The organism is Pedobacter folensis, from assembly GCF_056490665.1.
Genome location: NZ_JBWJIF010000001.1, coordinates 1,628,932 through 1,651,393 on the forward strand (window position 1 = coordinate 1,628,932; position 22,462 = coordinate 1,651,393).

21 protein-coding genes are annotated in these 22,462 nt (G+C 38.8%); 11 read left to right on the plus strand and 10 right to left on the minus strand.

The window, feature by feature from the left end:
* Positions 1-70: 70 nt before the first annotated feature.
* From AC04QZ_RS06400 to AC04QZ_RS06445, 10 genes are all read right to left on the minus strand, one after another.
* Entirely contained in the window at positions 71-1,891 is a 1,821-nt protein-coding gene (locus tag AC04QZ_RS06400) for a right-handed parallel beta-helix repeat-containing protein (protein WP_478357058.1), read from the minus strand.
* A gap of 62 nt (positions 1,892-1,953) precedes the next feature.
* Positions 1,954-4,200: a beta-galactosidase gene (locus AC04QZ_RS06405; RefSeq protein WP_478357059.1), complete on the minus strand. Its 2,247-nt coding sequence runs from the start codon at positions 4,198-4,200 to the stop codon at positions 1,954-1,956.
* Positions 4,201-4,273: 73 nt separating this feature from the next.
* Positions 4,274-4,753, minus strand: coding sequence for a DUF5018-related domain-containing protein (locus tag AC04QZ_RS06410; RefSeq protein ID WP_478357060.1), 480 nt, complete (start codon positions 4,751-4,753; stop codon positions 4,274-4,276).
* Positions 4,754-4,770: 17 nt separating this feature from the next.
* Positions 4,771-6,663 (minus strand): RagB/SusD family nutrient uptake outer membrane protein, encoded by a 1,893-nt coding sequence (locus AC04QZ_RS06415; RefSeq protein WP_478357061.1) that lies wholly within the window; start codon positions 6,661-6,663, stop codon positions 4,771-4,773.
* A 17-nt stretch (positions 6,664-6,680) separates the two neighbouring features.
* Positions 6,681-9,956: a SusC/RagA family TonB-linked outer membrane protein gene (locus AC04QZ_RS06420; protein ID WP_478357062.1), complete on the minus strand. Its 3,276-nt coding sequence runs from the start codon at positions 9,954-9,956 to the stop codon at positions 6,681-6,683.
* 215 nt (positions 9,957-10,171) lie between these two features.
* The gene (locus AC04QZ_RS06425) at positions 10,172-11,224 is read right to left on the minus strand and encodes a FecR family protein (RefSeq protein ID WP_478357063.1); all 1,053 of its coding nucleotides are present in this window, start codon (positions 11,222-11,224) and stop codon (positions 10,172-10,174) included.
* A gap of 105 nt (positions 11,225-11,329) precedes the next feature.
* Positions 11,330-11,908, minus strand: coding sequence for an RNA polymerase sigma factor (locus AC04QZ_RS06430; protein ID WP_478357064.1), 579 nt, complete (start codon positions 11,906-11,908; stop codon positions 11,330-11,332).
* A 293-nt stretch (positions 11,909-12,201) separates the two neighbouring features.
* The gene (locus AC04QZ_RS06435) at positions 12,202-12,783 is read right to left on the minus strand and encodes a peroxiredoxin-like family protein (protein ID WP_478357065.1); all 582 of its coding nucleotides are present in this window, start codon (positions 12,781-12,783) and stop codon (positions 12,202-12,204) included.
* Between the two features lie 59 nt (positions 12,784-12,842).
* A complete protein-coding gene (locus AC04QZ_RS06440) occupies positions 12,843-13,109 on the minus strand; it encodes a hypothetical protein (RefSeq protein WP_478357066.1) in 267 nt (88 codons plus the stop codon).
* Position 13,110: 1 nt separating this feature from the next.
* Entirely contained in the window at positions 13,111-13,695 is a 585-nt protein-coding gene (locus tag AC04QZ_RS06445; protein WP_478357067.1) for a sigma-70 family RNA polymerase sigma factor, read from the minus strand.
* Between the two features lie 204 nt (positions 13,696-13,899).
* Between AC04QZ_RS06445 and AC04QZ_RS06450 the strand changes: the two genes are divergently transcribed.
* The 11 genes from AC04QZ_RS06450 (at position 13,900) to moaCB (ending at position 22,143) form a co-directional block, all read left to right on the plus strand.
* Positions 13,900-14,130: a hypothetical protein gene (locus AC04QZ_RS06450; protein ID WP_086547003.1), complete on the plus strand. Its 231-nt coding sequence runs from the start codon at positions 13,900-13,902 to the stop codon at positions 14,128-14,130.
* 189 nt (positions 14,131-14,319) lie between these two features.
* Positions 14,320-15,435 carry an XdhC family protein gene (locus AC04QZ_RS06455; protein WP_478357068.1) on the plus strand — a complete coding sequence of 372 codons (1,116 nt, stop codon included), beginning with the start codon at positions 14,320-14,322 and terminating at the stop codon, positions 15,433-15,435.
* A gap of 3 nt (positions 15,436-15,438) precedes the next feature.
* Positions 15,439-16,029, plus strand: a complete 591-nt coding sequence (locus tag AC04QZ_RS06460; protein ID WP_478357069.1) for a nucleotidyltransferase family protein — start codon at positions 15,439-15,441, stop codon at positions 16,027-16,029.
* The gene (gene moaA, locus AC04QZ_RS06465; RefSeq protein ID WP_478357070.1) at positions 16,026-17,006 is read left to right on the plus strand and encodes a GTP 3',8-cyclase MoaA; all 981 of its coding nucleotides are present in this window, start codon (positions 16,026-16,028) and stop codon (positions 17,004-17,006) included. The genes AC04QZ_RS06460 and moaA overlap by 4 nt, the downstream gene beginning before the upstream one ends.
* A 7-nt stretch (positions 17,007-17,013) precedes the next feature.
* Complete coding sequence (locus AC04QZ_RS06470; RefSeq protein ID WP_478357071.1) at positions 17,014-18,192, plus strand: molybdopterin molybdotransferase MoeA; 1,179 nt, start codon at positions 17,014-17,016, stop codon at positions 18,190-18,192.
* Between the two features lie 3 nt (positions 18,193-18,195).
* Positions 18,196-18,936 carry a sulfite exporter TauE/SafE family protein gene (locus AC04QZ_RS06475; RefSeq protein ID WP_086547007.1) on the plus strand — a complete coding sequence of 247 codons (741 nt, stop codon included), beginning with the start codon at positions 18,196-18,198 and terminating at the stop codon, positions 18,934-18,936.
* Between the two features lies 1 nt (position 18,937).
* Positions 18,938-19,435 (plus strand): molybdopterin-binding protein, encoded by a 498-nt coding sequence (locus AC04QZ_RS06480; protein ID WP_478357072.1) that lies wholly within the window; start codon positions 18,938-18,940, stop codon positions 19,433-19,435.
* 4 nt (positions 19,436-19,439) lie between these two features.
* Positions 19,440-19,673: a MoaD/ThiS family protein gene (locus AC04QZ_RS06485; protein ID WP_478357073.1), complete on the plus strand. Its 234-nt coding sequence runs from the start codon at positions 19,440-19,442 to the stop codon at positions 19,671-19,673.
* Positions 19,674-19,680: 7 nt separating this feature from the next.
* Positions 19,681-20,787 (plus strand): ThiF family adenylyltransferase, encoded by a 1,107-nt coding sequence (locus AC04QZ_RS06490; protein ID WP_478357074.1) that lies wholly within the window; start codon positions 19,681-19,683, stop codon positions 20,785-20,787.
* 1 nt (position 20,788) lies between these two features.
* Entirely contained in the window at positions 20,789-21,232 is a 444-nt protein-coding gene (locus AC04QZ_RS06495) for a molybdenum cofactor biosynthesis protein MoaE (RefSeq protein ID WP_478357075.1), read from the plus strand.
* 2 nt (positions 21,233-21,234) lie between these two features.
* The gene (gene moaCB / locus AC04QZ_RS06500) at positions 21,235-22,143 is read left to right on the plus strand and encodes a bifunctional molybdenum cofactor biosynthesis protein MoaC/MoaB (protein ID WP_478357076.1); all 909 of its coding nucleotides are present in this window, start codon (positions 21,235-21,237) and stop codon (positions 22,141-22,143) included.
* Positions 22,144-22,462 lie beyond the last annotated feature (319 nt).

Here is a 22,462-nt window from a genome sequence, read left to right on the forward strand (position 1 = left end):
ACAAAAAAATAGTTCAAACAATAAACTATTTTTTGCAAATACATAAACTAAATAATCATCTGTAATTAACTTAATTCTTAACCGTAACCGGACTTTCGAATTTAATATCTGATTTAATATCTTTTTTAAGCATTTCCTTCAATCGTATCTCGGGCTTTTCGATGCCGCCAAACTGATTGCCTTTAATTAGCACGCCTGTACAGGCCAAAAAATTAAATGCCGGACGGTTTTTACCTGATGGCATAAAATCTGACTTTTCGATCTTGTTATTGATAAAAGTTAGCCCGTTGGTGCTTTTTGCCGATAATAAAGGATAATCGAACAGTTTAAAGGTATTGTTTTCGACCCTGATGTTCCGGTGTACATAATAATTTTTAACCAACTCACGGTTTTCGGGGTTAATCTTAATGGCATAACTATCAGGTGCACTGTTAAAACCGCATTCTATAAACTGGTTATTGCGGATGGTTACGTCGGTTACCGGACCCGATTCGTACCAGCCCATGGCATCATTTTCAATCAGGATGGCGTGAATGCCCGTACGGTAATAGACGTTATTTTCGATCAATACCTTACGTCGTGTGGTAATCAGCGTTCCTCTGGAGATCGTTCCTTCGAACCTTGAATTTGTAATTTTTACAGATGGTGTCCAGGTGATGTTTTCCAGGGCATCATCTACTTTCAAATCACTGGAAAAAGGTTTTTCCATTTCCACCAGCATTTCTCTTTCCGAAATTAGTTTTGCGGTTTTGATTACACCCTGGGCGTAAATCTGAAGTGCAGCACTATGCAAATAAGCTACCGTATCACCTGGTATAAAAGCATTAAATCCATAACTCTGGTGATGCATAAACTTTAACTTTAAACTGTTGGGCGATACAATTTCGCTTACTTTTAAATGTGTACCGTGTACGTTAACGGGATCATCATGCAAACCATTAAACCGGCAATTATTGATGATAATTTGTCCTTTGCAACCCGAAAAATGCATGCCATCAGCCGATGAGGCAATTACACGGCCGCTTCCGGCTTCAGGCGCTACAAAAACACTGTCGTAACTCAGGTTTTCGGAGAACTGAGATACAATACCCAAACCATGCATTGAATACATGTTGATGTTGTGCAGACTGATATTTTTAGAGCGGTTATTAAATGCGCCTACATAATCGCGATAACGGTCTCTAACCGTTAGCACATCACCAGCCTGCGCTTTAAATTTCGAAAAATCACCGGTAAATTTTACCTGAAGTGGCCCTATGTTTTCGGCTTTACTTTTAGAAAAAACTTCCCAATTGCTATAGAATAAGGTGCCTGCATTTGGTCTAACGAGTACCGCATGGTGGTTTTTAGCTATCCATTTTTCGCCGTACCATTCCAACCGACCATTAACAATGGCAAATTTGCTATCGGGATGGATGTTTGCGATAACCGATGTTGGTGTAATTTCCTGCAAGGTCATTTCCGACATCCCCGGCCGCTCATAATTAATGGATAGGTTTTGAAACCTGATGTTTTCACTCCCATCAATCACCCAGGTAATCATTTTTCCATGAAAGATAAAAACGGAGCCATTGCCTTCTAAAGTCACATTTTTTAAGTCTTGTAGGTATAAGCCGACGCTTTGTTTTTTTATCGGGAATTCTACTTCTGAGGAGGTGTTGGAGATGTAATAATGTGTTTCGGTAGCACTGTCTGGCCAAAAATCATACCTGCCTTTTGGGAAATTAATTACAGATTTCGCTTGCCCTTTAGTTGCTTCAATAGCTTTTTTTACACTTGCAGTAGCATCAGCAAAACTATTGGGTTTGGCCCCAAACTGGGTAACATCAATGGTTTGGGCATGGAGCTGATGAGCAATACATAATAACAAGGCGATAAAATATTTTTTCATTTGTGTGTTTGCTATAAATAATTCAGCCCTTACAGCTTTAGAAAACGGTAAGGGCTATAAATTTAATTTAAATGGATTGTAGTTTGATATTGCGTTATCGCTTTTATTGATTTAAATCCTGTTCCTTTGTTTTTAATCTCCTGTATTAACTCAGCCTGAACACCTGTGGTTTGGTTATTCCAGTCCTTTAAATCTAAGTTAATTTTGCCTTTACCTAAAAATCGCTGCAAGCCAATTTGCCAGGTTTCGCCGTTATACAGGTTATCTGTTTTTATGGTCTGTTGCTGAATCAGATCGCAGGCATCACCCCAGTAATCTACATTTAAAACTACATCATTTACGTTTGTAGGAAATGTGGCCGGGAAACTAATCTCTGCAGTTTTACGGCTTGGATAATTTACCGTGATTTTAGCCATATAGTTTGGTGTTTGCCACTCATACTGATCGAAGAGCGATTTCGTCGTTTTAGGTTTAGCAGCTGTAAAAGCATTTAATCCCTTTGGATAAACCATTAAATTAAATGTCGCTTTGTTAAGTTGCTGCAGCGTAATTTCATCATTTTGAATCAGAACATCTGCCTGGCTAATCAATAAGGCATCTTGTCCTTTCAGTTTTAACCTCCATGCATTTTGAGCTTGCTCAGGACTAATAAAAATAATTTTGATTGAATTTCCGTCTGTGTCTGTAAAGCTGCAGTCCGTTTTATCAAGAGCCTGCAGTTGCAGTTGATCACCAGTTTGTACCGCTTTCCAACCTACAATATCTTTATTTTTAAGCGTGCGGCTGTCTAAAGCGAATTGTGGGTTTACACCTTTTAATTGCTGAAAAACCAGCGTAATATTTTTACCATTAACTAACTTGGCAAAAGGTTGTGCGGTTGCATATTTAATTAAAGCTGAGCCTGCTTTTAAGTTAAAAGGTAAAATTGCCGTCGTTTGTCCTTTGAGTAATAAATTGGGGTAATTAATCGTTTCGTTTGGCAGGTTTACCTGCATCGTAACGTGTTTATCGGGCATGGTAATGCGCACCTGTGTATTACCTAAAAACAGGAAACCGCTATTGCCCCTGGCCCTGGCTATATATCTTAAGTCTTTCGTGTTTTTTTCGTCCCTTACCGGATTTTCTGGTTCGTAAACCCGCATAGGCGCTAAATCCGCACCGAAATCGTTCACAAATGTGTGAATAATTTTAAGGTCCCTGTACGAAGGTCTAAGCAGGCCAAATTCATCTATTGGCGACTGAAAATCATAACTTTCGGGATGGCCTGGTTCTTTTAAGCCTGGCGTTTGGGTACCACCATGAAACATGTAATAGCCAATCAGATTCATCCCACGGCCAATCTGGTTTTGTAAATGTCCAGCCAATACTTCGGGTGCCACCACAAAACGGTTACGATAAGTCATCTGACTACCGGCACCTTGCTCGCACATTCCCCTTGGAAATTTATTGACATCATAAAAAACCTTACCTAAAGCATCGTTCATGATCCATTGATCGTTGCCATATAAAAAATCTTTTGTCGCACCGCCACCGCCTTTTTCCCAACCCCGGTAAGCATATGCACCTTGTAAAGGAATCACTTCCATTTTGGCATCGTCAAATACGGTATTAGCGGTTACCGTCCAATAAACTGGATTAATCTGTGCTTTCCGGGCGATTTCTTTCAGTGTAGTAATGTGTTCTGCCTGGCCACTTGCGTATTCGTTTTCTAACTGCACGCCAATAACCGGTCCACCATCGGCAAAATACATTCCCTTGGTTTGCTGGCCAATTTGCTTAAACAAACCTTCTGATTCTTTTAGATATTCGGGGTTGTTACTTCTGTTCCCTTTCATTTTTGCAATCCAATCTGGGTGACCTCCATGCAGCTGCTCACCGTGGCTCCAGGGGCCAATCCGCAGCCAGACATACATACCATTTTTTTGGCAAAGCGATATAAACCGTCTGAGATCACGGTTACCTTTCCAGTCCCATACCCCTTTGGTGGTTTCATGTTCGTTCCAAAAAACATAGGTGGCTATGATGGACAAACCTCCGCTTTTCATCTTCAAAATTTCGGTTTCCCAGTTTTCTGGCCTTACACGGTTATAGTGCATTTCACCCATTAAAGGAAACCAGGGTTGATCATTTTTAGTAAAGTATTGGTTATTTACACCAAGTTTGATACCCGCCGGATTGATGCCAGACATCGGGATATCGTTAGTGACTGTATGGTTTTTGTTACTGATATCAATTTTATAAACCTGTGCTTGTAAAATTGATACAAAATGGACGAATAGTCCTAGTAACAGCATTTTTATTCTGATCATTTTGTTGATTGATAATATTGTGAAAAAAAGAGCCGTTAAAATTTAACGGCTCTAAACTAAACCAACTAACCTATTAATTATTCGTAAATGATGTTACATTTATGGTCCACACCCTACTTTGTCCGTTTGCAGCCGTTACCACATATTTAAGTGGTTTGGTCGCATCCGTAGGATCGCCAAGTGCAGGCGTACCACCTGTTGGCGAAATAGTGGCTGCTGTAGAGATGTTCATATAAAACCATAGTTTACTTTGTACCACTTTGGCTTTTTCTGCAGCAGTAAACTGACCACTAGCCGCAGGTACACTAACGGTAACATTAATTGTCGCATTTGGCTTATCGATTGTTTGAACTACATTCAATTTTTGATAGGCAACCAATGGTTGATCATACAGCGTTGTTGTACCTGTAAATCGGTGTTCTACGTTTACAAGGGTAATTTCGTTTGTATCAAATAGTGCATAGTCAGTTAGCCCCTTTTTTAAACAAGAGGAAAATAAACCCAATGATAAGATCATCATCAGGAATGATATGTATTTTATTTTTTGTGTCATGATTTATACTGTTAAGGTTACCATCCTGGGTTTTGTGGGCCAAATTTGGCGTTATTATCGATATAGCCCTGTGCTATTGGAAAAAGGTATCTTCTTGAAGCGTCAAATTTTCTGTTATTGTACTGACTGTTAAAAGGTCCGGTTACAATTGAGAAAGATTTACCGTCTTTTGATAAGTCCATTACGCGGATTGGCTCGGTTAACTCACTTATAGTACCACCTGGTGCATTACCTTCATTTGCATTGCCACCAAACCTGCCCCAACGCAATAAGCTATAATACCGATCATTTTCTTCAGCAAGCTCTACCCTTCTTTCTATTTTATAATCTTTCCAGGCAGTGGCAGCTGTTCCTGTTATAGCAGCCGGAAGTTTACCATGTAAGGTTCTGGTTTTATTCAGATTTAAAACCGCGTTGGCTATATCTCCTTTAAGCAAATACGCTTCTGCCAGGTTTAAGTATACCCTACCTAATCTCATACAAATCCAATGGTAATCTGTTCTAACACTATTTAAAAAACTTGGTGCCACATTGGTATACAAGCCTTTCCGCCAGTACATGTTACTTAAAGTACAATCATAGCCACCACCATTAATAGTCCCCAAAAACCTGCCCGAATTACCTTTTAAACTTGTAGTAAACAATTCACCATAAAAAGTAGTATTGTCGCTAATGATAGAAGCCTTCCATCTCGCATCTCTGTTTTCGTTGGTTAAGGTTAGCATCGTTTCGGTACTACCTGGTTTAATACGGCCCATTTTTATAACCACATCATTATTCAACTTGGCCGTTTTATCATCAGGAAAACCCGTTTTTGCAAAGGGCGCAATGACATTTACACTCTCATCAATGGCGTTAAGATACTGTGAGGTTTGGTTCCATGGCACCACTTTGCTTGGATCGGCCTTATCAACGGTTAGGTAATCATCAGTAAAGTTTTGTGTTGGAAAATTCTCAGGCCAAACCTCAAAAGGAACAGGTTTGTTAAACAAAGGCGAGCCCCCAAATTGTACAATAGTTTCTGGTTTGATGTTAGGCAACTGATGTTGCATAGGTGTATCAGATAAGAAAGTATTGATGGCTTTTCTATAAATCGCAAAGATGATCTCATTGGAGGTACTTTTGGTCTCATTGAACATGCCTTCATAATCATTATCCAGTACATATCCTCCGCCAATTACAATTTGTGCATTGGCAATAATTTTATCCAGTAATGGATCATTAGCCGCTACATTCGGTGCTGCCGGATAATTTTTATATGCTAAAGCTTGTAAACAAACCTCGGTTAAGTAGGCTGCTGCAACATATTTATTCGTCCTACCAGCCACCTTTGTGGTTGGCAAATCAGCAACGGCATCTTCTAAATCTTTAATGATGTAATTGTAACTTTCTGTAGGATTTGCAGTGCTAGGTAATTTAAGTTCATCATTTTCGGTTAAAACCTTGTCTATCCAAACAATGCGACCAGTTTTTCTGGCAATGTTGAAATAAGTCATCGCCCTTAAAAATTTTGCTTCAGCAATGAGTTCCTTTTTATCCGGACCAGAAATTCCAGCTGATTCACTTACATTTTTGATGATCACATTACAGCGACGTACGGATGCCCAGTTATTAAAACCATAATCACTTCTATTCGTTAAGCCTTCTGTAAAAACGGTGAGGGCATTACTTGCATTGCCATAGGCACCTATAATGTTAGCTGTATAAGCATCTTCGGCACCCTTAATTCCACTGCTATATGAATTCATGATACCATAGGTACCAAAAACAAAAGTTTCGGCATTCGCTTTAGTGCTCCAAACCACCTCTGGACTTATTAAGCTGAGCGGATCTGCGTCTAATACCTTTTTACATGAGTTTAGTACTAACAAACTAGTAAAAACCCCAATTGTTATTATAATTTTTTTCATGATTTTTAATAATTTATTTAGAAACCTACATTTAAACCCAATGCGAAAGTGCGTTGAATAGGATAACCGTAATTGTTGGTATCTGATTCTGGATCTATAAAATATTTCTGACTTTTGGCTGATGTTAACAAATTAGTGCCAGATGCAAATAACCTCAGGCTTTCAAAAGGTAGTTTTTTAAATGCGCCTTTTTTAAAATCATAACCTAACTGCACATATTTTAACCGTACATACCTAGACTGGATCAACCAGAAGTCGCTTCCTGTAAAATTGTTACCTCCATTAACGGCAGTTTCGCTAACTGCTCTTGGGAAGAGGGCGTCGGTATTGTCTGGCCGCCAATAATCAGATTGAAAATCATAAGTGAATAAACCCTGTGGATCAGCACCTTGTATAATATTACCAATATACCTATCACGTTTACCAGATCCCTGCACTACGGCACTAAATGAGAAACCTTTATAGCCTAAATCGACTGTAATACCATAATTGGTTCGTGGGGTGGTATTACTCCCTATTCTTCTAAAATCATCGGCGTTAAGTTGTCCATCTCCATTTAAATCCTGGTATCTTAAATCGCCGGCACCTACATTAATTGAAGTGATGCGTCGAGCTCCAGTTAACAACTGGCTGTTATCTGTATAAAATCCAGCATTCAAATAACCAGTTTGTAAAAAGCTTCCAACAGTATTGGTTGTCCTGGTATATGGATTTTTCAAAGTAGCGTCATCATCAGCGGCTGAGCGTTCTGTTAAAGAATTAAATCGGGTAAAATTTACACCAATTTTATAGGTTAAATCGCCAAGATTGCTAGCCCAATTGACGTTAAAATCAAAACCTTCGGTACGTGTAGCACCATCTATAAAGTTAATTTGCGGCAAGCCAATACCCAATGTTTGAGCAAAACGTGGATCGCTGGTTACGAAACCTGTTCGGCGGGTATAAAAATAATCGAAAGTGGCATTTAACCTATTATTTAGCGTGCCGATTTCCAATGCCAAATCTCTATTGCCAATAGTTTGCCATGAATAAGTACTACTTGGTAAAGTTCCAGGCTCTGATGTACCCTGAACCACATTTCCATTAATTACATAAGCCTGGGCATTAATACTATAAGAAGGCACATAGCCAAATGCATTAACACCTGTTTTATCACCCAATACACCATAAGATCCCCTAAGTTTCAAAAAATCTATAATGTGTTTATCTTTCAACGACTTCATAAATGGCTCGTCAGAAATAATGTAATTTCCGGATAGGGCATAGAAAGTACCCCATTGTTTACCTGGTACAAAAAGATAATCGCCATCTCTCCTAATGGATCCTTCAATGGTATACCTTGATTTGTAAGCATAGGTTAACCTCCCCAATAATGCAGCTCTTGCCGCTTCGCTTTCGCCACCTCCCAAAGTTTGGTTTAAAGATGGTCCAGCCACCAATTGGTCAAAGATAATCTGGTAATTTACCCTGCTTCCATTTATAGATGATGCCTCATCTTGCTGGCGTTCTGCCACTCCGGTAAAGTCAATACTGTGATCTCCAAAAGTTTTATTGTAAAGCACATATCCTTGTAAGGTCATTGTGCTTCCTTGTCCTTGCGATACACTTAAACTTGGTGGATTACCAAATATGGGAACCGTGCTGTTTAAATTATATGCAGGAGCAAGATAATTCCAATTTTTACCTACGTTATTGTAGGTGGTGTAAGCACCATTAAATTTAAATCTCAGACCATCTAAAAAATGTGCAGCATATTCCAGCCCCAGATTGGCATTTAAAATCTTGGCAAAAGATTTATTATAACCAGATTCTGGATGTAACTCTCTTACCGGATTATCTGGCTGGGTGGTTGGTAAACCAAACTCATTAACTGCCAACTGATCAGTAAGTCTATTTTGAATATGGCTATAAATTGCTCCATACCCAGCACCCGGCTGAATATTGCTTTCTATAAAACCATCCAATCCTGCGGTTACCTTCAAATTTATTTTTTCAAATTCGCTAGTCGTATTTAAACGATAGGTAGTTCGTTTATTATAATTGTTGTCAGTTCTTAAAATACTTCCCTGATCATAATAAGAAAGGCCTGCATAATAAGTTAATTTTTTAGTACCAGAAGTTACCGATAAATCATGCCTCATTTCTGGCGCAAAATTTTTCATGGTTAATTCTTGCCAATCCGTATTTGGAAAATTGAAAGGATCAGCGCCTGTACGTAATTTCTCTAAATCAGCTGCTGATCTAAATGGACTTCTTCCCTCGAATGCATATAGTTTGTTTTTTGCCAGTGCTTGTTCGTAAGAGTTAATCCTGTCTGGGAACAAAGTAGGCTGCGAAAATATTTGATTATAGGCATAATTAATATTGGTTAATCCTTCTTTACCCCTTTTGGTGGTAACAAGTACTACTCCATTTGCACCTTGATTACCGTATACAGCGGTGGCACCGGCGTCCTTTAAAATGGAATAGCTTTCAATATCATTGGGGTTAAGATTTGAGAAGTCATTCGCTGAACGTACAATATTGTCGATTACGAAAATTGGACTTTGACCACGAATCAAAATACCACTTTTGGTACCTGGTGCTCCGCTACTTGCTGTAACAATTACCCCTGGCACTCTACCTGCAACCGCATCGTTAATAGATTGCACGGGTAAAGGTGCCACATTGGTCATATCTAATGTGCTAATTGCACTGGTAGTTTTCCGTTTTGTGGTTGTACCATATGCCTGCACTACAACTTCATCAAGACTGTTGTTCGATTCTTTTAAAACGATTGTCATTGACGAGCTGGCAGGCATCTCTACCGTTTCATAGCCGATGATAGAAAAAACCAGGATCGAATTGTCAGGTACCTTTAACGTAAATTTACCATTCGAATCGGTAGAAGTACCAATGCCTTTAATTCCTTTTACCGCTACGCTCACACCCGGGATGTTCGAACCAGTTGCATCTTTTACTAGCCCCTGAATAACAATATCTTTATCTGTATTTTTATTAGATAAAATAGTCACCAGATTATTTTCCTGCTGATAAAAGCTCAAAGTTGTACCATCCAGCAATGTACGCAGCACAACATCGATCGGTGCCTGAGAAATTTTCAAGGTAATTACTTTATTGAATGGCCCTTCGGTTGGACTGTATACGAAACGGTATCCGCTTTGTTTCTCGATGATCTGCAGGGCCTTTTCGAGCTTGACATTTTTGAGGTCAAGAGAAAGCTTTTCTTGCGAAAAAACCTTGGCAGAAACATTTAAACAGGTAATAAAGATAATAAAAATGGCAATCTTCATTTGAATAATGAATTTGGATAGCAGCCTGAGCCATGGCGAGGCTTGACTAATGTAAATTTTAATCATATTTTTGTTTTTTGGTTGGTTTATTTGAGGCTGCGCATTTTGTGTAATGAAGCCTCAGATTAAAAAGATGATCAAAAAATTATTGAAGGGGAATTGTTGCAGCAATCCCCTTCTTTTCTTTTGATACAGGTTTATTTTGGTTAGTTTGTTTATTTGGTTATCGTAATCAGCTCTCCTTTCTTTTTGAATTTAAAATGTTTTACTTCTTGCATTTTCTGCAATACCGTTAAAATATCTTCATTTTTGAAATGTGCCGTATAAACGTAGGCAGCTACTTCTTTATCCTCAAACTCTATAGTGACATTAAACCAACGCTCAAGCCGCTCTTTGATCTCTTCGAAATTGTTGTTTAAAAAAACGATATTATTATGTGTCCAGGCCGATTCCACGACCTCTTTGTTCACCATCGTAAGATTATTAACTTCAATTTTAGGCAACTTATCGTCTGCGTTCCCAAGTGATGGTTTCAGATTCAATCGATCTTTTATAAAATGATAGGTGATTTTTTGCCCGGCTTTAAGAATAATAGTGTTTTTATTCAATCCATTATTATCTTCTAATTTAATAGAGCCCCGAACTAAGGTTGCCGCCGATTCGTTTTCGTTGTTATAACTTTTAACATTAAAAGCAGTACCCAATACCGTGATCTTAAAATCCTTGGTACGCACGTAGAAAGGTTTCTGTGCATTGTGTTTTACATCAAAATAAGCTTCTCCGGTTAATCTAACGTTTCGATCTTTTTGATTAAAATTGTCTCCCAGCTCGATTTTGCTATCACCATTAAGATATACTGAGGTACCATCGGGTAATACGATTTTTTTCTTCTCCCCTTTTTTCGCTATAAAGTTTTCAGCGTATAGTGATACTTCAGCTCGCCTGGAATAATTAAAATAGATGAGCCCTAAAAATAAAACAACAAAAATGGAAGCAGCAATGCCGTAATGTATTGCCTTGAATCTCCTGATTTTTACTACGGGCGATATTATGCTGGTCAGGTAATCTACCTGTTGATCAACAGGTTTTAAATTACCGCTTAATACCCCATATAATTTTTTGGCAGCATCAACTGTTTTATGCTTTTCAGGATTTTTGGCAATCCAATCTTCCCAAAAAAGAACACATTTTTTGCTGCTACCCTCGCAATATTGCTTAAAGGTATCATCCATTAAAAAATCTTCTGGGTATTTATATTCGTCGATCATTACAGCGCTTTTAATACCAGTGCGCAGAATGTTAAACTTTTACCAAGTTTTTTTCGCTTTTTTTTAATTTATTTTAAAACAGCTTTAAAATACAATTACAAACAGCTAAAATTTAAGGTGGGTACGGAGGAATTTGAGGGCGGTATAAATGGTGTTATAAGCCGTTCTAACGGTTAATTGGCTTCTTTTAGCCACATCTTCATAACTTAAACCATCGTAAAAGCGCAACTGAATCAATTTTCGTTGTTGAGGGGTTAGTTTTTCTAAAGCCGCAAGTAAACTGGCTTTAACCAGCTCATCAGATTGTATTTTTACAATCAGCTCTTCGTAAGGCATCTCTAAAAGATCTTCGTCCTCTCTAACAATAATTGAAATGGCCTTATTTAACCGCTGTTCGTGAGCGATTTTCTTTAAAATCTTCCTTTTCAGAATGGTACGCAGATAAGATTCCACTTGTTCCACCCTGGGAAGTGCATCATGTTTCTCCCACAGTTCGAGAAAAACCTGGTTTAAAGTATCAGTAACTACTTCAGCATCGTTACAAACGCGTAAACCGAATCCAGCTAAACTCCGGTAAAGACTTTTATACAAATTAAGGAAAGCATCTTTTTCACCCAAACACATGGCCTCCCACCACAAACTATGCAGAGAAATGTCCTCACCCAGAATATTCTTTTTGTCCATGTTAGTGGCACGCTTTGTTTGGTTATGATCTACTTATTTAAATGGGGTTCCTTTATAAGCATTTTTCAAAAGTAACATTTAGGTTGCATATTTTATGTTCATAAATACTAAACAATAGGATATATTCTTTTTACCCTTCCATGAAAACCCTAAAAACCAAGGGTTCACAAAGGATTTTTTCCACTATGAAAGCTTCTATTTTAATTGGAAGATTTGTTGTTTAATAAAAAAACACCCACTGCCATTAAAAAATGGTGGTGGGTGTTTATAAATAAATTCTTTTTTAACCCGACTTAAAGCTTAGAAAGCAAAAGTTTTACCGAGGCTCTTTTTTGATAATTAGGATCGAAATGGACATATTTAATTTTGCCTGAACGATCGATAATATAGGTTGCAGGAACGGGTAAGGTATGCCGGGTATTACCATTGTTAGCTTCCAGATTTATACCATAGGCTTTGTATTTGGTAAAGGTAGCTTCGTCCATCATAAAGTTTACATTGTAGGCTTTCATAATCTCATCGTCTTTGTCCTGAAGGATAGAAAATGCCGCACTGGTTTTTTTGATTGTTTTATCAATGTTTTCTTTCGTTTCGGGTGTAACACCAATAACGAAAGCATCTTTCCCATTTAACAAGCTTAAAGAATCCTGAAGTTCTTTAATGTGTTTGTTACAGTAAGGGCACCACTGACCACGGTAAAAGAATAATACCACAGAATGGTGTGCTTTAAGCGCACTTTTCAGGCTCACTGTTTTACCGTTTTGATCCACTCCATTAAACATTGGCGCTTGATCTCCTTCTTTTAAACCCTTTTGTGCTTTTGTTTGTAGCGATAATACAACAGCTAAGGCTGTAAATAAAATAATTCTTTTCATTTTGTCTTTATGTTTTTTACCTCTTAGTCGAACCGGAAACATTAACCTTACAATAAAAATTAATTTTTATTTATTTCTTTTTCAATTTTCTCGGTTAAGTTTTTTTTAAATGCTTCGTCCAGTTTAAAATCGTTGTTTTTGAAACTTACAAAGGCCTGATTAATCAACATACTTTGTTGCTGATAAATCCTGCACACAGAACAACCAGCCAAATGAACATGCAATTGCAAGGTCTCTGCTACAGTAATTTTTCCAGCTATTTTTTTTTCAGTTAAAAAAGTAGCCTGCTTACAGTTATTGATCATATTTCTCAGTGCACTTATCATATCAGTTCCAGTTTTTTTGAAGGCAGGCCCTCAGGTTAAGTTTTGTGCGGTGCATAATCACCCAGAAATTAGCAGTGCTGAGTTTTAATTCGGTACAAATCAGCTCTGACGTGAGATCGTCCATATGTTTCATTGAAAATACAGAAAACCATAAGCCAGGAAGTTTGTTCAAACAATCATTCAAGATAGTACCCAGTTCCTTCATCATTAAAGGGTTATCTATTTCCAAACCAAATGCTCTTGGATAATCTTTTTCAGTCCAGTGCCCTGATTCTGGTTCAAAAAAATCCTTCAGTTCGTTTCCTGCGTCCATTACCTTATTAACAGAACGTTTACGGTAAAAATCAGCTATTTTGTTTTTTAAAATTGCCGTTAGCCAGGTTTTCTCTTTACTATTTCCCTCAAAACGGTCTAATCTTTGTAAACCTGCCAAAAAAGTATCCTGTACTAAATCTTTGGCCACATTTTCATCTCTTACGCTCAACATTGCAAAGCCATACAGGTAATCAGCATATTTTTCTACCCAACTTAGTGGGTCTGAATGAACGTTCTTAACTGTATATTCTCTATCCGTTTCGTTCTGCATGTTTTGGTATTATCTATATAAATATACTGCTTATTGATTAGTCGCAGGGAATGAAATATCCTTACAAATTATTTTATATTTTTTTAAAAAAAGGCCTGTATGCTGATGGAGCTAAATAAAAATATTAAAAAAAATCACTCCGATTTAAAGTAATTTTTAAAGTTGTACGTCTACAGCTCATAATAAACCTAAAAACTTTTCTATATGATAGCCGTTTTCAAAACAAATGTATCTACGGATAGCGAGTTAAACGTAATCAGTCCATTGCTGAACAGCCAGTTCAAAGAAATTAAATGGAATATCGATTTATGGGATTCTGATAAAATCCTTAGGGTCGATTCGCCAAGAGATTGGACAAAAGAAATTACTGAACTCTTTAACAGTATTGGTTTGCGCTGCATTAATCTCGAAATTTTTCATTCCGAACCTTTTTAACCGCATATTTTCCTTAAAAAGCAGAAATTACCGATCTAAAAAACATAAAAGTTAAAAAAAACTTTCATCAGGTTTTAATTCAAATCCCTTAATAGAACGCTACTACATTGTAGCATATCTTATGGCTTTCTTTTGGCTATTTTGTAATAGATTATGATTAAATTGCATCATCTATTACATCAATCCCTAATGAAAGAAATTACCGATATCATAAAGGCGTACCAAAAAGCAACGAAGGAAAAGAAAAAAACGGCCCTTGCAACGGTAGTTCAGGTAGAAGGTTCTTCGTACCGCAGGCCTGGTGCCAGGATGCTGATTACTGAAGATGGACAGTTGACAGGTGCCATTAGCGGTGGTTGTTTAGAGGGTGATGCGTTAAGAAAAGCGCTTTCGGCAATTGTACAGCAGGAGAACAAACTCATTACTTACGATACCACCGACGAAGATGATGCTAAATTTGGTGTTCAGCTGGGCTGCAATGGTATTGTACATATTTTATTCGAACCCATTATAGAATCGGATGCGTTAAACCCCATCGCTATTTTAACCGCTTTGCAAGGCAAAAGAGCGCATGCCGTATTGGTAACACTTTTTTCCCTAACAGATAAGCTGCAATTGGGCACCAGCATGCTCTTTAGAAATGAACCTGTTTTATCTAAAATTCCAAAAGAAATCAAGGATAGATTGCTTCAGGATGCTGAAGAAGTTTACAGGAATAAAACAGCTACATTCAAAACCTACCAAACTGAAAATCAACAAATTGATGCCTTTCTGGAGTTTATCCAACCCCCAGTTTCATTAATTATAGCCGGTGCAGGCAATGATGCACAGCCTTTGGCCGAAATGGCTTACCTTTTGGGTTGGGAAGTAACCGTAATAGACGGGCGGCCAACACATGCCACGCCTCAGCGTTTTACAAACGCAACCAGGGTTTTAGTGAGTAAACCCGAAAATATTTTGGCTCAAATTCACATAGATGCACAAACCGCTTTTGTACTGATGACACATAATTACAATTATGATCTCCAGCTACTTAAATATCTATTGAATACAAACGCACCTTATATCGGTACACTAGGCCCAAAGAAAAAGTTGGTCAGGATGTTAGGTGAACTGGATTTAGCAACACCGGCAAACGAAACACGTGTGCATGGGCCAATTGGGCTTGATATTGGTGCAGAAACTGCAGAAGAAATTGCCATTTCTATTCTCGCAGAGATTAAATCGGTTTTTACAGGCGCTTCGGCCATGTTTTTAAAAGAAAAGAAAAAACCGATCCACGTTTACGAATTAAAAAGTAATTAAGCATTGAAAACGGGCATCATCATATTGGCAGCTGGCAGCTCTTCACGTTTGGGGAGACCAAAACAGCTTTTGGATTATAGAGGGAAAACACTCTTGCAAACCGTCATAGATGAAGCTTTAGCCACAAATTGCAAACCTGTTTTAGTTGTTTTAGGTGCAAATGCTAAAGAAATAGCCGCCCGGCACGAGAATGACCAAATCAGCATCGTGATTAACGAAAACTGGAAAAATGGAATGGCCTCGAGTATTGTTGCCGGACTTTCATCCATGATCAAAAATAATAGCGCATTGGAATGTATCATTATTGCAGTTGCCGACCAGGCTTTTATAAAAATGAGTAACTTTAATCACTTAATCGAAAAGCAGAAAGAAACGGGTAAAAATATCATTGCCAGTGCATATGCAGAAACGATAGGAACTCCTGTCCTCTTCAAAAAGGATTACTTTGAAACACTTTTGTCGCTCAAAGGTGCAGAAGGGGCAAAAAATATATTAAAACAGCATCCCCATGAGCTGGAAACCGTAATTTTCGAAGGTGGAGGAATTGATATTGATACAGAAACAGATTACAACAATTTAATTAGCCAGCAATGATAGCAGATTCTTTTGGAAGAATACACGATTACCTGCGGATATCGCTAACCGATAACTGTAATTTTCGCTGCTTTTATTGCATGCCTGAAGAAGAGTACGACTTTACCCCTGCCTCCCGGCTCATGCAAACCGACGAAATTATTAAGCTGGCAGAAATTTTTGTTGCCAATGGCGTAAAAAAAATCAGGCTTACCGGCGGTGAACCATTGGTAAGAAAAGATGCCGCCCAAATTATTGCCGCACTGGGTAAACTTCCGGTCGAGCTCGTCATCACCACAAATGGAACCCGCATTGCCGAAATGCTCCCCGTGTTAAAAGAAGCAGGTATTAAAACCATCAATATCAGTTTAGATACCCTTCAGCCAGAAAAATTCTTTATGATTACCCGAAGGGATGTTTTCCATCAGGTACGCAGTAATATCGAACTGCTTTTGCAGCATAAAATAAAGGTAAAGGTAAATATGGTGGTGATGAAAGGCCTTAACGATAATGAGATCAATGATTTCATTAGCTGGACTAAACACAACCCCATTCAGATCCGGTTTATTGAGTTTATGCCCTTTAGCGGTAACAAATGGACAAGCAATAAAATGTTTTCTCTGGATGAAATCCTGTCGGTAGTGGAAAAAGATTTCACGGTATTACCTGTCAAAGGAGAACTTCACGATACAGCCAAAAGTTTCATGATTCCTGGTCACGAAGGCTCTTTTGCCATTATCAGCACCATGACCAACCCCTTTTGCGACACCTGTAACCGCATGCGCTTAACTGCCGATGGAAAACTTAAAAATTGTCTGTTTTCGGATAGCGAAACCGATCTGCTTACCGCATTGCGGAAAAATGAAGATGTGCTTCCATTAATTCAATCGGCCATATGGAGCAAAAAGAAAGCCTTAGGCGGACAGCTGGTCAGTGATTTTGAAAAAATTGATGCCACGACCATTCAAAACAGAAGTATGATTACCATTGGAGGATAAAATTTTCATGATCAGCGTTAAAGAAGCAAAAGACCTCATTTCTAAACACATCACATTACTAAATCCCATTTCAATTGACCTGGCAAAGGCATCGGGGCATGTACTTGCGAAAGATGTTTATGCAAAATATGATATTCCAGCATTTAGCCAGTCGTCTATGGATGGTTATGCCTTAAAGTTCGAATATCACGAACAAGAACTTACCTTAATTGGAGAAATGGCCGCAGGAACGGCAGTCCGTATCACTATCCAAGAGGGACAAACCAGCAGAATATTTACAGGTGCCCCCTTACCAGAAGGTGCCGACACCGTGGTGATGCAGGAAAAAATTACACGTAAGGATGGAAAAATCACTTTGCAAGATCCCAATTTAAAACCTGGCTTAAATGTTCGTGATAAAGGTTCAGAAATTATGGCCGGAGCATTAGCAATGGAAAAAGGTAATCTGCTTAGTCCGGCTGCTATTGGCTTTCTGGCAGGAATTGGCATTAACGAAGTTAGCGTTTATCCCATGCCCAAAATTTCGATTATTGTAACGGGAAAAGAATTACAACAACCGGGGAAAACACTCGAATTTGGACAGGTGTATGAATCGAATTCCTATTCGCTTTCTGCAGCTTTAAAACAGGAAGGCATAGAACAGATTACCATTTACGAAGCCGATGATGATCTGGAAATCCTCAAAAAAGTATTACAAACTGCAACAGCAAGCAGTGATGTGGTGCTGCTCACCGGAGGTGTAAGTGTAGGCGATTACGATTTCGTAATCGAAGCAGCTTCACATTGCGGCATCAAACAGATTTTCCATAAGGTGAAACAGAAACCTGGCAAACCGTTATATTTTGGCACCAAAGATCAAAAACTAATATTCGGACTTCCAGGTAATCCTTCATCTGTACTCAGTTGCTATTATAATTATGTATTGCCATCCATCAAATCCTTATCGCATAAAAGCAATAGCATAATGGAGGTTCAGGCAGAGCTTACGCACACCTATTCCAAACCTGCCGGGTTAACACATTTTCTGAAAGGTAAGTATGAAAATGGGCTGGTTACCCCACTCAGCGCCCAGGAGTCATACCGGTTAAGCTCTTTTGCACAGGCCAATTGCCTGATCTGCCTGAACGAAACACAAGAACATTTTAAAGAAAGCGACATCCTCACCGTATTGATTTTACCAGACTAAACGATGCAAGAAAGTTTTATCCTCTTTTACTGTTTACTTTTTATTGTAGCCTTTTTATATGCTTCAGTTGGGCATGGAGGCGCAAGCGGTTACCTCGCACTGATGGCTATTTTCGCCATTTCGCCTGCCGTAATGAAACCTACGGCACTATTGCTTAACCTGTTTGTTTCTTCCACCTCTTTTATCCAGTTTTACCGCGGTGGCCATTTTAAATGGAAAACTTTTTGGCCTTTTGCGCTCGCTTCCATCCCGCTCTCTTTTGTTGGTGGTATGATGGCCATTGAAAGTTCCATTTATAAAAAGATTTTGGGTGTACTTTTACTCATTCCGGTGATCCGTTTTTTCTTCTTTAAAAATACCGATCCGAAAGATTTCAAACCATCAAACATTCCGTTATCATTGCTTATTGGGGGGATTATCGGTTTACTTTCGGGCATGATTGGCATCGGAGGCGGGATTATCCTTTCTCCTATCCTGTTACTTTTAAAGTGGACGGATCAAAAACAAACTGCAGCCATTAGCGCGGCCTTTATTTTTGTTAATTCGGTTGCCGGTTTAGGCGGACAGTTGATTAAAGGTTTCGAATTTAACAGCCACATGCTCGCTTATGTTGGGGTAGCTTTCGCTGGAGGCATTTGTGGTGCTTATTTTGGTGCCTTAAAATTTCCGCAAACTGTTTTAAAAAATGTACTGGCCTGCGTATTGGCGCTGGCCGCTTATAAATTACTATTTACACATGCATAACATGAAATATCTCATCATCGCCCTATTGTTTTTAAGTTTTGCTGCGCATGCTCAAGAAAGCAAGCAATTTGTAATTGAAGGAAAAGTTAAAACACCATTAACAATTACTTTGAACAATTTAAGCGCCTATAAATCCGTTAGTTTGGATAGTATGACGATTTATAACCACCTGATGCAGCGCAAAAGCAGTATCAAAAACATTAAAGGTGTGCTTTTGAAAGATATTTTGGCCAAGGTAGAAATAGATGCGGCCTCGCCCAAAACATTAAGTGAATATTATCTGGTTTTTACCGCAACCGATAACTATAAAGTCGTGTACTCCTGGAACGAAATCTTTAATTCGCCTACGGGAAATCAAGTGTTGGTTTTAATTGATTATGATGCCTTACCAACAAAAGCGGAAAAGGGAAATATCGCCATTATTACGCCCAGCGATTTCGCAACAGGAAGAAGATTTGTAAAAGGATTGAGTAAAATCAGCATCTTACAGGTAAATTAGCAGCATGGAAATTGAAATGATCAGTTTTGGCAAGATCGCCGAGTTTATCAATAATCAAAAAATTGATATTGCTGGTATTGTCGATACCGATGCCTTTAAACAATATCTCGAGAATGAGTTTCCTGCTTTAAAAAGCATGAAATATAAACTTGCCCTGAACAAAAATATCGTTCAGGAAAACACCAAAATTACCAACAACGCCACAATAGCAATAATGCCTCCTTTTTCCGGAGGATAAACAATATATGAGTGCAGAGCGATACAACAGGCAGATTATCCTTAAGGGATTTGGGGAGGAAGCACAGCAAAAGCTTTTAAGGGCTAAAGTACTGGTAATTGGTGCCGGTGGCTTGGGCTGTCCTGCGTTGCAATACCTGGCTGCAGCCGGCATTGGCCATATTGGTATTGTTGATGATGATACCATCTCACTATCCAATTTACACAGACAGATTCTTTTTACAACGGCTGATATCGGAAAGCTGAAAGTAGAGGTTGCAGCGAAGCGCCTTCAGGAGATGAATACCCAGATCGGGATCATACGTCACCCCATACGCTTGCAGAAAAATAATATCCTCGATATTGTATCCAGATATGATTACATATTGGATGGTACAGATAATTTCGAATCCAGGTACCTGATTAACGATGCCTGTGCACTGCTGAACAAGCCACTTATATTTGCCGCAGTTTCGGGTTTTGAAGGTCAGTTAGCCATATTTAATACACCCGATCATCTAACACCCAGCACCAATTACCGCGATCTCTTTCCCATTCCACCCGATAAAGGAGAAGTAGCCAATTGTGCCGAAAATGGCATTATTGGCGTATTACCGGGCATATTGGGCACCATGGCAGCTGCAGAAACCATTAAACTGATTGCCAAAATAGGCCAGGCCTTAACCAATAAAATATTAAGTTATAATTTACTTACACAAGAACAATATACCATCAATATTAGTCACGGAGGCGGTTATACCCTACCCAAAACTGTTGATGAATTTTTAAATATGGATTATCAGGATACGAGCGAAGGACCACAGGGATATATAGAAATTGATGCCGGCGAAATGATTAAACTGCAACAATTAGAATCGACGATTTTAATCGATGTACGCGAAAGACACGAAGTACCAATACTGGATAAACAAATTTTTACACAGGTACCAATGTCGGAATTCGGAGCCTTTATGAGCAAAGAATTTTATCAAAAACACGTGGTTTTAATCTGCCAGCATGGAATCAGAAGTGTAGCCGCAGCAGAAGCCATGCAGGAAAAATATGGCGATGCCAAAAAGATTTACAGTTTAAAAGGTGGTATTGTAAAATGGAGAGATCATTTTCTCAGACCCTAATATGAACGAAAAAAAGATAAAGAACATATTTGTAAATGGCCCGATAGCACCCGCTTTTATTGCCGATAGTATTGCCAAACACAGCAGCAAAACCGCTATTGGTGGTCATAGCATTTTTATGGGTCAGGTGAGAAAAGATGAAATTGAGGGTAAATTTGTTGCAGCGATAGATTATACCGCATATGAAGACCTTGCGCTCGAAAAAATGCATCAGATCAGGGAAGAGATTTTCGAAAAATATCCATTAAACTGCATGCACATTTATCATAGCCTGGGCAGGGTTAAAACCGGTGAGATTTGCCTGTTTGTTTTTACCTCTTCGGCACACCGAAAGCCGGCAATAGCCGCTTGTAGCGAAGTAGTAGACCGGCTAAAAGCAGAATTACCCATCTGGGGAAAAGAAATATTCGAGGACGAAACCCATCAGTGGAAAGAAAATAGTTAAATATGGTAAACATCACAAAAAAATCCAATACCCTAAGGATTGCCATTGCAACCGCAACCGTAAAGGTATCTAAGCAGGAAACCATCGATGCCGTTGAACAGCGCAAAATTCCCAAAGGCGATGTATTTGAATTTGCACGGGCTGCCGGATTATTTGGGGTAAAAAAAACCAGCGACGTGATTCCAGATTGCCACCCGCTCCCCATAGAATATACTGCTATTGCCTACGAAATTGTGGGTTTAACCATCATCATTACCGTTGAAGTACATACCATTTACAAAACAGGTGTAGAAGTTGAAGCCATGCACGGTGCCTCCGTTACTGCGCTAACCATGTATGATATGTTAAAACCAATTGATAAAGGAGTTGAAATAGAAAATATCAGGTTATTAAAAAAATCGGGCGGAAAATCTGACCTTAAAAATGCCAGATTCCCCGAAATTAAAGCTGCTGTTGTGGTATGTTCAGATTCTATTTTCCAGAATAAAGCACAGGATAGCTCTGGTAAAGCGATTATTTCGAGATTGGCACAATGGGAAATTAACGCAGCAAAATATGAAATTCTACCCGACGAAATCAACCTCATCCGTGATAAAGCCAGCGAATTAAGTAAAAGTGGTTACCAGCTGATCATTTTTACCGGCGGAACCGGACTTTCACCACGCGATGTAACCCCGGAAGCGATAGCGCCTTTAATTGACAGGAACATTGAAGGGATTATGGAAACTGCCCGCCGTTACGGACAAGAGCGCATGCCTTATGCCATGCTTTCGCGCGGTGTAGCAGGTTTTATTGACGAAACGCTGGTACTTACTTTCCCGGGATCGAAAAGTGGTGTAGAAGAAAGTATGGATGCCCTGTTCCCGCAGGTTTTACACTTGTTTAAGGTGATTAAAGGTGAGAAACATTAGGTTGAGTTAAATCGTCATTTCGTTAGTCGGGATTTGCAATCCCGTCTTAAGAACCAAGGATCTCTAATCCTTAAACACACATAGATCAAAATGCGGATTACAAATCCGCAGGACGAAGGTCAAGATCACAGATCCTGACCAGCGCAAACCTTTCATTATAAACTATCGTTAGTCGGGATTTGCAATCCCGTCTTAAAAACCAAGGATTTATAATCCTTAAACGCATAGATCAAAATGCGGATTACAAATCCTCAGAGCGAAGGTCAAGATCACAGATCCTGACCAGCGCATAGTTTACCTATATCAACAAGATTAAATC

Bases quoted from the DNA above. Each gene is read 5' to 3' on its own strand.
- AC04QZ_RS06480 (WP_478357072.1), top strand. From the start codon at position 18,938: ATGAAATATCTCATCATCGCCCTATTGTTTTTAAGTTTTGCTGCGCAT.
- moaCB (WP_478357076.1), top strand. From the start codon at position 21,235: ATGGTAAACATCACAAAAAAATCCAATACCCTAAGGATTGCCATTGCA.
- AC04QZ_RS06490 (WP_478357074.1), top strand. From the start codon at position 19,681: ATGAGTGCAGAGCGATACAACAGGCAGATTATCCTTAAGGGATTTGGG.
- AC04QZ_RS06455 (WP_478357068.1), top strand. From the start codon at position 14,320: ATGAAAGAAATTACCGATATCATAAAGGCGTACCAAAAAGCAACGAAG.
- AC04QZ_RS06430 (WP_478357064.1), bottom strand. From the start codon at position 11,908: ATGGACAAAAAGAATATTCTGGGTGAGGACATTTCTCTGCATAGTTTG.
- AC04QZ_RS06420 (WP_478357062.1), bottom strand. From the start codon at position 9,956: ATGAAGATTGCCATTTTTATTATCTTTATTACCTGTTTAAATGTTTCT.
- AC04QZ_RS06435 (WP_478357065.1), bottom strand. From the start codon at position 12,783: ATGAAAAGAATTATTTTATTTACAGCCTTAGCTGTTGTATTATCGCTA.
- AC04QZ_RS06450 (WP_086547003.1), top strand. From the start codon at position 13,900: ATGATAGCCGTTTTCAAAACAAATGTATCTACGGATAGCGAGTTAAAC.
- AC04QZ_RS06405 (WP_478357059.1), bottom strand. From the start codon at position 4,200: ATGATCAGAATAAAAATGCTGTTACTAGGACTATTCGTCCATTTTGTA.
- AC04QZ_RS06470 (WP_478357071.1), top strand. From the start codon at position 17,014: ATGATCAGCGTTAAAGAAGCAAAAGACCTCATTTCTAAACACATCACA.
- AC04QZ_RS06425 (WP_478357063.1), bottom strand. From the start codon at position 11,224: ATGATCGACGAATATAAATACCCAGAAGATTTTTTAATGGATGATACC.
- AC04QZ_RS06495 (WP_478357075.1), top strand. From the start codon at position 20,789: ATGAACGAAAAAAAGATAAAGAACATATTTGTAAATGGCCCGATAGCA.
- AC04QZ_RS06445 (WP_478357067.1), bottom strand. From the start codon at position 13,695: ATGCAGAACGAAACGGATAGAGAATATACAGTTAAGAACGTTCATTCA.
- AC04QZ_RS06475 (WP_086547007.1), top strand. From the start codon at position 18,196: ATGCAAGAAAGTTTTATCCTCTTTTACTGTTTACTTTTTATTGTAGCC.
- AC04QZ_RS06410 (WP_478357060.1), bottom strand. From the start codon at position 4,753: ATGACACAAAAAATAAAATACATATCATTCCTGATGATGATCTTATCA.
- AC04QZ_RS06400 (WP_478357058.1), bottom strand. From the start codon at position 1,891: ATGAAAAAATATTTTATCGCCTTGTTATTATGTATTGCTCATCAGCTC.
- moaA (WP_478357070.1), top strand. From the start codon at position 16,026: ATGATAGCAGATTCTTTTGGAAGAATACACGATTACCTGCGGATATCG.
- AC04QZ_RS06415 (WP_478357061.1), bottom strand. From the start codon at position 6,663: ATGAAAAAAATTATAATAACAATTGGGGTTTTTACTAGTTTGTTAGTA.
- AC04QZ_RS06485 (WP_478357073.1), top strand. From the start codon at position 19,440: ATGGAAATTGAAATGATCAGTTTTGGCAAGATCGCCGAGTTTATCAAT.
- AC04QZ_RS06440 (WP_478357066.1), bottom strand. From the start codon at position 13,109: ATGATAAGTGCACTGAGAAATATGATCAATAACTGTAAGCAGGCTACT.